Here is a 12,360-nt window from a genome sequence, read left to right on the forward strand (position 1 = left end):
AACCTGCAATGAGCAATTACGTCACCGTCGCCGATGGCGCCCGCATTTTCTACAAAGACTGGGGCAGCGGCCAGCCGATCGTGTTCGCCCACGGTTGGCCGCTGTCTTCCGATGCCTGGGACCCGCAGATGCTGTTCATGGGGCAGAACGGCTATCGCGTGATTGCCCATGACCGTCGCAGCCACGGCCGTTCCAGCCAGACCTGGGACGGCAACAACATGGATACCTACGCCGACGATCTGGCCGCGGTGATCGACGCGCTGGACTTGAAGGACGCAATCCTGGTCGGCCATTCCACCGGCGGCGGCGAAGTGGCCCATTACATCGGCCGCCACGGCAGCAGGCGCGTCGCCAAGGTGGTGCTGGTCGGCGCCGTGCCGCCGTTGATGCTGAAGACCGCCGGCAACCCGGCCGGCACTCCGCTTGAGGTGTTCGACGGCATCCGCAAGGGCACCGGCGGCGACCGCTCGCAGTTCTTCAAGGACCTGGCCACGCCGTTCTTCGGCGCCAACCGCGATGGCAACAGCGTCACCCAGGGCATGCGTGATTCGTTCTGGCTACAGGGCATGCTCGGCGGCGTCAAGGGCCAGTACGACTGCATCCACGAATTTTCGGAAGTGGACTACAGCGACGACCTGAAGAAGATCGACGTGCCTGCGCTGGTCGTACATGGCGATGATGACCAGATCGTACCGTTCGATGCCTCGGCCAAGCTCTCCTCACAGATCATCAGCGACGCCGAACTGAAGGTGTATGCCGGTGCACCGCACGGCCTGACGGTCACCCACGCCGACGCGTTCAACGCCGACCTGCTGGCGTTCGCACGCAAGTGATGTGTGGCGGCGGCGCCTGCAGCGCCGCCGCTAAAAAAGGGGACGGAGGGAATTAAGTCGCTTCTGCACAAACGACTCAATTCCCTCCGTCCCCTTTTTGGGGTCAGATGTCGCTGTGGTGGTGCGGAACGCCGGCCTTGGGCAGCGGGTCATGGCCGCCCACGAAGTGACGTACCACCGGTGCCCGTTCGCCGCGATGCAGTTCGCGCAGCACCTCCTGGATCGCCTTGTCATCGGCGGTGATGCGTTCGTGCTGGCGCAGATGCTCCAGCCACGACGGGGTCACGAAATACTCCAGGTGGATGCCCGGCGTCGCCACATCCTCAACCACGCCCCAGACCACGGCGCCATCACGGCGACGGATCGTTCCCAGCGCGCGCATCTGCGCCTGGAACGCACTGCGATCGGCATCGTCGATGCGGTATTCAATGGTCACCAGCACCGGGCCGCGATCATTCGATACCGGTACTGAGAGTTCCGGTGCCGGCCAGTGCCCGGCCGGACGCAGGTTCAGGTCTTCGGTACCGGCGATGCGCACGCGCCAGACCAGCAGTCCGCCGATCACCGCACCGGCGGCAGCCACCAGCAGGGCCAGCTCAGGCGAGGTGCGCTGCGCCAGCGCGCCCCAGCTCAGGCCGCCAGCGGCCATGCCGGCAGAGAACACCATGATGTACAGCGCCAGCGCGCGCGCACGTACCCACGCCGGTACCGCCGTCTGCGCGGCGATCTGCAGCGAAGAGAGCACGGTGATCCAGGCAAAGCCATTGACCAGCATCACCACGGGAAGCACGTACCAGCTGCGGGTCAGCGCCAGCCCGACCAGGCTCAACGCCAGCGACAGCGTGGCCAGCAGCACCAGCAGGTCGCGGTCCATCTGTGCGCGCAGCTTCGGCAGCAGCAGCGCGCCGCCGACCGCACCGATACCAATGCAGCCCAGCAGCATGCCGTACTGCCCCGCCCCACCCTGCATCTGCCCGCGCACCACCACCGGCAGCAACGCGTTCATCGCCGCGGCGAAGAAGAAGAAACCAACCGATTTGATCAGGACCGCCTGCAGCCGCCCGGCGCGGCTGGCGTAGCGCAGGCCTGCCTTCAGGCCGGCACCGAAGCCTTCCGGCGGCAGGCTGGACTGCTTCGGGTCACGCTTCCAGCCCCACACCACGAACAGCATCGCGGCGAAGGTGATGGCGTTGAAGCCAAAGGCCCAGACCGCACCCAGCTGCGCCACGATCACGCCGCCGATGGCCGGGCCGATCGAGCGCGCGATGTTGATGCCGATCGAGTTCAGCGCCACCGCCGAAGCCAGCATCGGCTGCGGCACCAGCTCGGACACGATCGCCGCCTGCGCCGGCATCGCCATCGCCGCGCCACACCCCATGCAGAAGGTCAGCAGCACCAGCAGCTGCGGGGTCAGCATGTCCATGGCGGTCAGCGCCGCCATCACCGCGGCCACCAGCAGCATCCAGCCCTGGGTGGCCAGCAGGTACCTGCGCCGGTCGACGATGTCGGCCAGCGTGCCGGCGGCCAATGCCAGCAGCACGATCGGCACTGTGGTTGCCGACTGCACCAGTGCCACCATCAACGGTGAACCGGTGCGCTCGGCCATCACCCAGGCGGCGGCCACATCATTGACCCAGGTGCCGATGTTGCTGGCCAGGATCGCCAGCCAGATCGAACGGAACATCCGGATCTTCAACGGCGACCAGGCCCCTGCGGCCGGTACGGAAGGTTGTGACGCGGTTGCGTTCACCATTGCCATGCTCCAACGATCGAGGCGAACAGCGTGTCCTGGCCCCCGGCCTGCTTCAGTGCAGGACCGGCATCGACCCAGGCCAGCTGCAGCTGCCATTGCCAGTGTTCGCTGGCCTGCCAGTGGGTTTCGGATTTGTACTGGTTGCCGATGCGGCGTGCGCCACCGGCAGTGCCTGGCAGCGCCAGCAGCGGTGCCGGCGTGGTGTAGACCGCATCGGCGCGCCGATGCTTCCAGGCCATCTGTACGCCCAGCTCCGTCGTCACCGTGTCGTGCAGGCGCAGGCTCAGCGTAGGCTGGATATCCATCAGGTTGGCCGGCGCCAGCAGGCTGGCCTCGCTGAAGTAGGCCGACTTCGGGAACAAGGCATTGAACGTTCCCAGCCGGCCATCGCGCAGACTACCGTCGCCGCTGGCGATGTCGGCCTTCAGGCCCAGCCGTGGCTGCAGCGGCAGGTCCGACCAGCGCCACCCCGTATCGGTGGCCAGCGTCCAGGCGCGGATGTCGAGGTCACCCGTGGCGGTACGCAGTTCGCCGCCCTGCACCACCAGTTCGTTGTTCCAGTCCAGTGCACCGGCCTGGCCGAACCAGCGCGCGCCCAGGGTCTGCCGACGTTCGGTACCGCTGCCTGCGGCGAAGCGCGCGCCGTCGCGGCGGTAGTCCAGCAGATATAGATCCCACTGGGCCGCCGCCTGACCGCGTGCCGTCGTGGCGTACGCACCCCACAGATGGGCACCGTGTTCACCCCGATCATCGAAGGCACCGGCTCGGTTCTCCACCGGCCGCAGCACCATCAGGTCCAGCATGCCGAGTCGGCCTTTCCAGCCGGCACGTGCTCCGTCGAAGGCCAGGCGGATGTTCGGCCCATCGCGTACCGACAACAGCCGCGAGCTGCCGTAGCCGGCCTCCTGCCGCCCCAGTTGCAGGTGAAAGCCACCGCGCTGCCAGCGCCAGTACGCCTGCTGCACATCCAGCGCGCTGCGATCGGTACGGCCGGGGCCGCCGGCTTTGCCATCCTCCCCGTGCACACCCAGCTGCAGCTTCGCCTGCCAGGTCTCTTCCACATAGGTGGCCGAGGCCAGCGCGCGCAGCAGGCCATAGCCATCCTCGCTACCGCCAATGCCGAACCGGCTCGGGTCGTAGTACATCCCACGCACGCGCAGCGACGCATCCCACTGCAGTTGGCCGTCACCAGCCTCGATGCAACGACCGTGTTCGCAGGCCAGCGCCACTGTCGGCGCGGCCAGCAGCGCCAGGCTCAGAACGCGAAGCACGAGCATCCCATCGCGCCCCAGAACGCGGTCAGGTCATCGGTCGGTGCCGCGTGCTGGGCGGCATGACCCTGGGCGCCATGCGTGGTGCAGGCCACACCGTGGTGATGACGGTGGGCTGCGGCCAGCCCGGTCGCGGCGCCACCCACGTGGTAGCCCCCGAACCTGTTCACCGGTGACCAGTTGGGCATCGCCGGCGGCAGCTGCGGCGCCAGGCCGGCGTAGTCACCGTCGGCGTGCACGATGCGGCCACCAACCACGGTCAGCACGCTGGTGATGTCGGCAATCCGCGCGTCGTCGACGCGGAAGAAGTCAGCCGACAGCAGGATGAAGTCGGCGAGCTGGCCAGCCTTCAGCGTGCCCTTCACCGCTTCATCGCCGGAGAACCAGGCACTGCCCTGGGTCCACAGGCGCAGTGCCTGTTCGCGCTCCAGCAGGTTTTCGTCGCCATACAGGGCCAGGCCGCCGACGGTGCGCCCGGTCACCAGCCAGGACAGCGCCACCCATGGGTTGTAGCTGGCCACGCGGGTGGCATCGGTACCGGCACCCACCGGCACGCCTTCGGCCAGCATCCGCTTCACCGGCGGCGTGTGCCGCGCCGCCTGCACGCCATAGCGCTCGACGAAGGCTTCGCCCTGGTAGGCCATGCGGTGCTGCACGGCAATGCCGCCTCCCAGCGCGCGGATGCGTTCGATGTTGTGCGGAGTGATGGTCTCGGCATGGTCGATGAACCAGTGCAGGCCGTCGAACGGCACCTCGCGGTTGACCTGTTCGTACACGTCCAGGATGCGGGTGATGCTCTCGTCGTAGGTGGCGTGGATACGGAACGGCCAGCGCTTCTCGACCAGCAGCTTCACCACATCGTGCAGTTCCGGCTCCAGCTCCGGTGGCAGCTCCGGGCGTGGCTCGTTGAACAGCTCGAAGTCGGCCGCGGAGAACACCAGCATCTCGCCGGCCCCGTTGTGGCGCAGCAGGTCATCGCCCTGGCGAGGCTGCAGCATCTCGCTCCAGCCGCGGAAGTCATCCACTTCCTTGCCCTTGTTCTGGGTGAACAGGTTGTAGGCGATGCGCACTGTCAGCTGGTCATCGCGATGCAGCTGCTCGATGACCTGGTAGTCCTCGGGATAGTTCTGGAAGCCACCGCCGGCGTCGATCACCGAGGTGATGCCCAAGCGGTTCAACTCGCGCATGAAGTGGCGCGTCGAGTTGGCCTGGTACTCGATCGGCAGCCGGGGCCCCTTGGCCAGCGTTGCATACAGGATCAGCGCGTTGGGCTTTGCCAGCAGCAGTCCCGTCGGGTTGCCCAGCGCGTCACGCACGATCTGCCCGCCCGGCGGGTCCGGCGTGTCCTTGGTGTAGCCGCAGGCACGCAGCGCGGCGCGGTTGAGCAGCGCGCGGTCGTACAGGTGCAGCAGGAACACCGGCGTATCCGGCGCGATGTCGTTGAGTTCCTGCAGCGTGGGCAGGCGCTTCTCGTTGAACTGCGCGGCGGTGAAGCCACCGACCACGCGTACCCATTGCGGTGCCGGGGTGCGATCAACCTGTGCCTTCAGCATCGCCATCGCGTCGGCCAGCGAACGCAGGCCATCCCAGCGCAGTTCCAGGTTGTAATTCAGGCCACCGCGGATCAGGTGCGTGTGGCTGTCGTTGAGGCCGGGCAGCAGGCGCCGGCCCTGTGCATCGATCACGGTCGCTTCGTTGCCCCAGTCGCGCATGATCTGCTCGTCACTGCCGACGGCAACGATGCGCCCCTCCTGCACGGCCAGCGCCTGTGCGTGTGGCTGCTGCGGATCGAGGGTGGTGATGCGGGCATTGCGGATGACCAGCGTGCTCATGCGACGCTCCTTGGAAGTGGAATCGAATGCGGCACCGGCACGGCCGGCCAGACCCAGCGCAACAGCGGCACCGCTGGCCAGCACCACGTTGCGGCGGCCGTGGTCGAGTGGATCGTGACTCATGCGTGGTCTCCCGGCAGGCGTTGGCCGTCCAGCGCCCAGGCGCCGGGCCCGGCCAGCGCGACGGCCAGCAGTACCGTGGTCCACATCAACGGGTACTCGCTGCCACCGCGCATCCAGAACCAGCCCTTGGGCAGGGCCAGCAGTACGGTGAAGCCGATGAACGCGGCGGAGACCAGTGCGGCGATGCGGACCTGCCAGCCCAGCAGCACGGCCAGTCCGCACAGCACCTGCAACAGGGCCAGCAGCAGCGGCAATGGCGCCGCCGCTGGCAGTCCGAAGCCGCGCAACTCGGTAGCGAAGCCGGCCAGCCCGGGGCCGCCGAACCAGCCGAACAGCTTGCCCAGCGCGTGGGGCAGCAGGAATCCCCCGGCTGCCACGCGCAGCATCAGCAGGGCCAGGTCGAGGCCATGCCCAGCCAGCATGCTCAGTGCCCGCCTTCCTGCGCGCCAAACATGCGCTTGGCGTACTGGATACCGATGCCGTAGCCACCGGCATGGTCGCGGGCGATGCCGGTGGTCAGCTCGTAGGTTTCGCCACGCGCCCAGTCACGCTGCAGTTCCAGCAGGTACTGCACGCTGGTCATCGGCACCGCGCCGGCCTGCACCATGCGGGTGATCGCACGCTCGTGGGCCTCTTCGCTGACATCGCCACAGGCATCGGTGATCACGTACACCTCGAACCCCTGCGCCAACGCCGACAGCGCCGGACCAACGATGCAGACGCTGGTCCACAGGCCGGCAAGAACCAGGCGGCGCTTGCCGATGCGATTGATCTCCGCGATCACCGCCTGATCCTCCCAGGTATTCATCGAGGTCCGGTCGAACACGGTCTGGCCCGGGAAGATCTCCGGCAGTTCCGGGAACATTGGGCCGGAGAACGACGTTTCGGCCACCGTGGTCAGCAGCACCGGTACGTTGAAGCCCTTGGCGCCCTTGCTGATCAGCGACACGTTGTTGCGCAGCGCAGAGATGTCGATGGTATGGGTGGCAAATGCCATCTGCGACTGGAAGTCGATCAGCACCAGCGCGTGATCGGTGGGCGACAACAGGGACGGGGCGGCAACAGCGGTGGCAAGGCTCATGGATGGACTCCGTTGGAAGCACGTTCTGGGGGAAGCAACAGGGCCGCATCGCCAGCCAGGTACTGGCCTGGGCTGCAGCCGGTCTCGGCGCGGAAGCTGCGGACGAAATGGCTCTGGTCGAAGAAGCCCAGCTGCTGCGCCAGCGATGACATCGGCAGCTTCGCGGCCGGCAACAGCTGGCAGGCGCGCTGGATGCGGCGGCGGCGCACGTAGCGCAGCGGGCTGGCGCCCGTGCCGCTACGGAACAGGCGAACCAGATGGAAGCGACTGACACAGGCAGCCTCCGCCAGCTCGGTCACCCGCAGCGGCTGCGACAGGTGTTCATCGACATAGCGCAGGGCGCGCTGCAACGCCGCCGTCTGGTGCGGGGCCAGCGATGCGGCGGGCGAAGCAGGCAGGGAGACGGTGGCCATGGGGGACGCCGCAGAGGGGTGGCTCATGGTCGGTGCCACGCGCCGGAAGCCCTACCCCCGTCGGACGAAGCCGGCACCTACCCGAATGGGGGAGGCCGCCGCCCCAGCAGGCGACGGCCGAACAGCCGGGCATCCAGCGAATAGGCGCCCGGCCCAAGCAGCAGCAGCGCCAGCGGCAGTGGCGCCAGTGCCCAGGGCTGGGCCAGCAGGTACAGGCCCAGCGTTGCCAGCACCGCCGCCAGCGGGGTCAGCGCGCCCAGCGCCAGCATCGCGGCCACCACCAGGCCGGGTATCGACCACTCACCGGCGTGCGGCGCCGGCATGCACAACGCAGCGGCCACGCACAGCCGCAGCCACAGCAGGCCGATGCCCGGTGCACGGTCGGGAAACATCACAAACAGGCGCTGCATGGCCGGGCTCCACGGAACATGCCGGGGTGATAGCCCAGCGCCGCGCCATGCGCCTACCCCGTTCGGGTCACCCGGGCCTGCTCCGTACCTGACAGAATGCCCGCCATGCGTGGCCGCCCCTTCCCGTTCCAGCACCGCCTGCCAGCGCTGCTGGCGTGCCTGCTGCTGTTGATCTCCCTGCAGGCGTTCGCCGTGCAGCGCCCTTTGCTGAGCAGCGGCCTGCCCGGCTACGAGCACACCGCCTGGCGGGTTGGCCAGGGCGCGCCGGGTGATATCTGGGACATCAGCCAGGACCGCGATGGCCTGTTGTGGCTGGCCACCGGCTCGGGCCTCTACCGCTTCGATGGCCGCCGCTTTGAACGCCAGCCAGCGCCGGTCGGCAGCGCCTTTCCCTCCTCCAACATGGTCACGCTGGCGCACGGCAGCGATGGCGCACTCTGGATCGGCTACTTCCAGGCCGGCATCAGCCAGCTCGCGCGCGGCCAGCTGCACAACTACGGCCGCGGCCAGGGGGTGCCGGTCGGCGTGGTGCCACACTTCAGCCAGGACCGTGAGGGTCGGCTGTGGGCGGCCATCAATGGTGGCCTGCGCTGGTTCGACGGCCAGCGCTGGCAACCGCTGCCGAGCGGGAGCGGCGTGCCGGAGCATCGCGTGCAATGGGTGCTGCATGACAGCCGCGGCACCTTCTGGGTACTGGCCGACCTGAAGGTCTGGATGCGCGCATCAGGCGATGCCGTGTTCAAGGACACCGGCATCGCCGTATCGCAGATGGCGTCACTGGCGGAAAGCCCGCAGGGCGAAGTGTGGCTTGCCGATCGGGTACGCGGTACCTCGCCGCTGGCCAACGCGCAGGGCCTGATGGCCGAGCGTGAGCGCGAAGCACGGCGATTGCCGGATCTGGTCGCCGCGCGCCTGCAGTTCACCGCCGATGGTGCGCTGTGGGCCACGATGAGCCCACATGGCGGTGTGGCGCGGGTCACCTTCCAGGGCGACCATGCCGTGCGCATGGAACGCTTCGATTCACCGCACGGGCTGACCGCCACGTCGGCCGTGCCGATCATCGTCGATCGCGAGGGCAACCTCTGGGTCGGCACCAATCTTGGCCTCAACCGCTTCCGCGCACGCAGCGTGCATACGCTCACCGCCGGCCCCAGCGACCCCTACCGCTCACTGGTGCGGGCCAGCGATGGACGCGTGTATGGCTATGGCGAGGACCTCAAACTGTACGATCTGCGCCGGCCGTTGCTGGACGGCAGCACCGCGCAGCTGCAGGCGGCCGCACGCCAGGCGCCCACGCCGGTCTGGCAGTTCGACTGGGTCAACCTGGCACGCACGGTGGCCGGCCACACCACCCTGATTCCACTGCCGGCACCATTCACCGGGCAACCGCTGCATGCCCTGCTGTTCGCCGACGACGCGCAGGCCTGGGTCTGCAGTGGCGAACACGGCGTACTGCATTACCAGCATGGCCAATGGCAGCGCGAAGCGCGCTTGCCGGAGCAGGCCTGTTCGTCGCTTGCATTGGACCGGGACGGCCAGCTGCTGCTCGGCTATGCCGACGGCCGGCTGCGCCGCATGCGCAGCACGGGCATCGACACCTTCGATGCCACCCACGGTCTTGCCGTGGGGCCGGTGACTGCGCTGCTGCAGCATCAGGATCTGCTGCTGGTGGCCGGCGAAGCCGGCCTTGCCGCGCGCGTGGGACATGGCCCATTCGTGCCCGTCCACACCGACATGGCCGGTGTGCTCGAAGGCATCACCGGCATGGTCGCCGACGCACGCGGGCACCTGTGGCTCAATGGCAGCCGGGGCCTGGTGCGGCTGCAGAGCAGCCAGCTGCGCCGCGTCCTGCGCACCGGCATGCAGGTGACGCCACGCCTGTTCGATGCGGTGGACGGCATGCCAGGCATTGCCTTGCAGAGCGGGCCGATCGCCACCGCCGCGCTGGCCGACGACGGACTGCTGTGGCTGGCCACCAACCAGGGCCTGGCCTGGCTCGATACCACGCGATCGCATGTCAACATGATGGCGCCCAGCGTGCGCATCGGCGAGGTACTGTACGGCAGCGCGCACCAGCCCCTGCACGACGGCCTGCGCCTGCCTGCGGGCACCAGCCAGCTGCAGATCGACTACGTGGCGCTGTCGCTGGCACGCCCCGAGCGCAACCGCTACCGCTACCGCCTGTCCGGCGTCGACGACGGCTGGCAGGACGCCGGCAGCAGTACCCGTGCGTACTACACCAACCTGGAGCCGGGCAGTTACCGCTTCGAGGTGGAAGCTGCCAACGAAGACGGCATCTGGAGCACCACGCCAGCCAGCCGCAGCTTCCGCATCGCGCCTACGTTCATGCAGACGGTGTGGTTCAAGCTGTTGTGCGCAGCGGCGATACTGGCGCTGCTGGTGATGGCCGTACGCATCCGCAGTGGCCAGCTGGCGGCATTGTTCCGTGCCCGTCTGCAGGAGCGCCACGGTGAACGCGAACGCATCGCCCGCGACCTGCATGACACCCTGCTGCAGGGCAGCCAGGGCCTGATCCTGCGCCTGCATGCGATCAGCCAGTCCGCGCAGACGCCGGAGCCGGTGCGCAGCCAGCTGGAGTCGGCGATGCAGCTGGCCGAACGCAACCTGGCCGAGGGCCGCGAACGGGTCAACGCATTGCGCGACGGTCCATTCGCCGGCCGCGACCTTGCATCGGCGCTGGCCGATGTGCACGCCGAGTACGCGGGTCAGGGCACCAACCCGCTGCGCCTGACCGTGGAGGGGGCAGTGCCACTGCTTCAGGCCGACGCCGCTGAAGAGGTCTTCCTGATCGGGCGCGAGGCGATCCGCAATGCGCTGCGTCACGCCGACGCCAGTGCCATCGAGGTGGAGCTGTCCTACGGCACGCGTTGCTTCCTGCTGCACGTGCGCGACGATGGCATGGGTATCGCCGACGAGAACGCCGGCCACGGCCACTGGGGCCTGCAGGGCATGCGCGAGCGGGCGCAGCGCCTGGGTGCCGGGCTGCAGCTGTGGACCCGCCCCGGACTGGGTACCGAAATTGCGCTGGCGGTCCCCCCGCGGCGCCTGTATCACCGACTTCCATCGCGTTGGCGCTGGCCCTGGAGCACTCCGAAGCATGACTGAAATCCCTGCCCCGATCCGCGTCCTGGTGGTCGATGACCACCCCCTGCTGCGCGACGGCCTGGCGGCGCTGCTGGGCGCGCAGGCCGATCTGCAGCTGCTTGGCGAAGCCGCCGACGGCGAAGAGGCCATCGCGTGCTACCAGCGGTTGCACCCCGACGTGGTGCTGATGGATCTGCAGATGCCACGCCTGGATGGTGTGGAAGCAATCGTACGGATCCGCGCGCTCGACCCGCGCGCACGGATCATCGTGCTGACCACCTACCGGGGCGATGTGCGCGCGGTGCGCGCACTGCAGGCCGGTGCCAGTGCCTATCTGCTGAAGGACATGCTGCGCCATGAACTGGTCGACACCATCCGCATGGTGGCCGGTGGCCGGCGCGCACCGATCCCACCGGCGGTGGCTGCCAGCATCGCCGCGCACGTGGTGGAAGACCGGCTGTCACCCCGCGAGACCGAAGTGCTGCGGCACGTCGCAGGTGGCCTGTCGAACAAGCGCATCGGCGAACGCATGCAGATTTCCGAGCAGACGGTGAAGGCGCACATGAAGAGCCTGATGGACAAACTGGGGGTGGGTGACCGCACCCATGCGGTCACCCAGGCGCTGCGGCGCGGCATCATCAGCCTGGACGACAGCGGTCACGACTGACGCGCGGATCCCACGATCAGTAGATCCACGCCATGCGTGGATGAATCCCAATCACAGCCGAGCATCTCGACATTCGGCCAAAGCTCGGGCGGAGGCACCTCTGGCCCGGGTCAGCCTCCACGGTGGAGGACTGTCCCTGCCACTTCCGGTTCCGAAAATCCAGCTGGATGGCTCAGCCGAGCATCAACGCGCTCGGCATCGCCACCAGTTGGTGGCGCAGGTCATCGGCCCGCACCGGTATCGCCGCAGCGAAGTCCGTGGCCCCACCACCGTCCGCCAATGCCGAGATCAACAGCGCCACCTCGTTGCTGTGATCGATGCGATAGCTTCCCGGGCTGACAGCGCCAATGCCCTCACCGAACTCGATGACGGCGAAGCGGCCGGCTGTGCGATCGGTGCTGTAGATCGCGTCACCGTACAGGGTATCGTGGCCCGCCAGCGCATTGTCGTTACCTTCGTCGCCCTGGATCAGACCATTGCCGGCAAAGCCGGTAGCGCTGGCCGCACCGCTGGTCGGACGCAACAGCATCTGCTTGATCTGGTCCATCGTCCACAGGGTGCCGTCGGCGAAGCTGACCTGGTCGATCCGGTACGCACTGCCGGCAGCCGCGTCGTTGTACAGGCCCATGTCGACGGTGATGCGATCGCCATTGCTGTGGGTCAGCACCAGGTCGTAGGTGGTGCGGCTCAGGCGGATGTCGCTGGCAAGGATGCCTTCGCCAAATCGGATGGTTTCTACCCGGCCCGTGCCGGTGTCGCTGGCGACGATCTTGTCGTTGCCCCAGCCCAGATCAAAGTGATACGTGTCGCTGCCAGCGCCACCGCGCAGGATGTCATCGCCGCCGCCGCCGATCAGCAGATCATTGCCAGCG

Annotated in this window: 11 protein-coding genes; 3 read left to right on the plus strand and 8 right to left on the minus strand. The window is 68.0% G+C overall.

Going from position 1 to position 12,360, the window contains the following annotated elements:
* Nucleotides 1–8 precede the first annotated feature (8 nt).
* Nucleotides 9–833: an alpha/beta hydrolase gene (locus tag N440_RS09735; RefSeq protein ID WP_133934926.1), complete on the plus strand. Its 825-nt coding sequence runs from the start codon at nt 9–11 to the stop codon at nt 831–833.
* Between the two features lie 103 nt (nt 834–936).
* Here N440_RS09735 and N440_RS09740 read toward each other — a convergent pair whose 3' ends face one another.
* The 7 genes from N440_RS09740 to N440_RS09770 form a co-directional block, all read right to left on the minus strand.
* Nucleotides 937–2,586, minus strand: a complete 1,650-nt coding sequence (locus tag N440_RS09740) for an MFS transporter (protein ID WP_053508724.1) — start codon at nt 2,584–2,586, stop codon at nt 937–939.
* Nucleotides 2,580–3,863: an alginate export family protein gene (locus tag N440_RS09745; RefSeq protein ID WP_133934927.1), complete on the minus strand. Its 1,284-nt coding sequence runs from the start codon at nt 3,861–3,863 to the stop codon at nt 2,580–2,582. The genes N440_RS09740 and N440_RS09745 overlap by 7 nt, the downstream gene beginning before the upstream one ends.
* Nucleotides 3,842–5,689: an amidohydrolase gene (locus N440_RS09750; protein ID WP_208322805.1), complete on the minus strand. Its 1,848-nt coding sequence runs from the start codon at nt 5,687–5,689 to the stop codon at nt 3,842–3,844. Before N440_RS09750 ends, N440_RS09745 begins: the two co-directional genes overlap by 22 nt.
* Nucleotides 5,690–5,808: 119 nt before the next feature.
* Nucleotides 5,809–6,234: a DoxX family protein gene (locus N440_RS09755; protein ID WP_133934929.1), complete on the minus strand. Its 426-nt coding sequence runs from the start codon at nt 6,232–6,234 to the stop codon at nt 5,809–5,811.
* A 2-nt stretch (nt 6,235–6,236) separates the two neighbouring features.
* Nucleotides 6,237–6,893 carry a hydrolase gene (locus N440_RS09760; protein ID WP_133934930.1) on the minus strand — a complete coding sequence of 219 codons (657 nt, stop codon included), beginning with the start codon at nt 6,891–6,893 and terminating at the stop codon, nt 6,237–6,239.
* Nucleotides 6,890–7,306: an AraC family transcriptional regulator gene (locus N440_RS09765; protein WP_243831323.1), complete on the minus strand. Its 417-nt coding sequence runs from the start codon at nt 7,304–7,306 to the stop codon at nt 6,890–6,892. Before N440_RS09765 ends, N440_RS09760 begins: the two co-directional genes overlap by 4 nt.
* A gap of 77 nt (nt 7,307–7,383) precedes the next feature.
* Nucleotides 7,384–7,716 carry a hypothetical protein gene (locus N440_RS09770; protein WP_133934932.1) on the minus strand — a complete coding sequence of 111 codons (333 nt, stop codon included), beginning with the start codon at nt 7,714–7,716 and terminating at the stop codon, nt 7,384–7,386.
* Between the two features lie 96 nt (nt 7,717–7,812).
* Here N440_RS09770 and N440_RS09775 point away from each other — a divergent pair, with 96 nt between their 5' ends.
* A complete protein-coding gene (locus N440_RS09775; protein ID WP_133934933.1) occupies nt 7,813–10,842 on the plus strand; it encodes a sensor histidine kinase in 3,030 nt (1,009 codons plus the stop codon).
* Complete coding sequence (locus tag N440_RS09780) at nt 10,835–11,488, plus strand: response regulator transcription factor (protein WP_053450011.1); 654 nt, start codon at nt 10,835–10,837, stop codon at nt 11,486–11,488. Before N440_RS09775 ends, N440_RS09780 begins: the two co-directional genes overlap by 8 nt.
* A gap of 172 nt (nt 11,489–11,660) precedes the next feature.
* On the opposite strand, the gene N440_RS09785 is transcribed toward N440_RS09780, so the two are convergent.
* Nucleotides 11,661–12,360 (minus strand): calcium-binding protein (locus N440_RS09785; RefSeq protein WP_166671552.1); only part of this gene is annotated, 700 nt, incomplete at its 5' end.

The sequence above is a fragment of the Stenotrophomonas sp. CC22-02 genome, from assembly GCF_004365115.1.
Taxonomy (GTDB): Bacteria; Pseudomonadota; Gammaproteobacteria; order Xanthomonadales; family Xanthomonadaceae; genus Stenotrophomonas; species Stenotrophomonas forensis.

Bases quoted from the DNA above. Each gene is read 5' to 3' on its own strand.
- N440_RS09740 (WP_053508724.1), bottom strand. From the start codon at position 2,586: ATGGTGAACGCAACCGCGTCACAACCTTCCGTACCGGCCGCAGGGGCC.
- N440_RS09755 (WP_133934929.1), bottom strand. From the start codon at position 6,234: ATGCTGGCTGGGCATGGCCTCGACCTGGCCCTGCTGATGCTGCGCGTG.
- N440_RS09750 (WP_208322805.1), bottom strand. From the start codon at position 5,689: ATGAGCACGCTGGTCATCCGCAATGCCCGCATCACCACCCTCGATCCG.
- N440_RS09775 (WP_133934933.1), top strand. From the start codon at position 7,813: ATGCCCGCCATGCGTGGCCGCCCCTTCCCGTTCCAGCACCGCCTGCCA.
- N440_RS09770 (WP_133934932.1), bottom strand. From the start codon at position 7,716: ATGCAGCGCCTGTTTGTGATGTTTCCCGACCGTGCACCGGGCATCGGC.
- N440_RS09765 (WP_243831323.1), bottom strand. From the start codon at position 7,306: ATGGCCACCGTCTCCCTGCCTGCTTCGCCCGCCGCATCGCTGGCCCCG.
- N440_RS09780 (WP_053450011.1), top strand. From the start codon at position 10,835: ATGACTGAAATCCCTGCCCCGATCCGCGTCCTGGTGGTCGATGACCAC.
- N440_RS09735 (WP_133934926.1), top strand. From the start codon at position 9: ATGAGCAATTACGTCACCGTCGCCGATGGCGCCCGCATTTTCTACAAA.
- N440_RS09760 (WP_133934930.1), bottom strand. From the start codon at position 6,893: ATGAGCCTTGCCACCGCTGTTGCCGCCCCGTCCCTGTTGTCGCCCACC.
- N440_RS09745 (WP_133934927.1), bottom strand. From the start codon at position 3,863: ATGCTCGTGCTTCGCGTTCTGAGCCTGGCGCTGCTGGCCGCGCCGACA.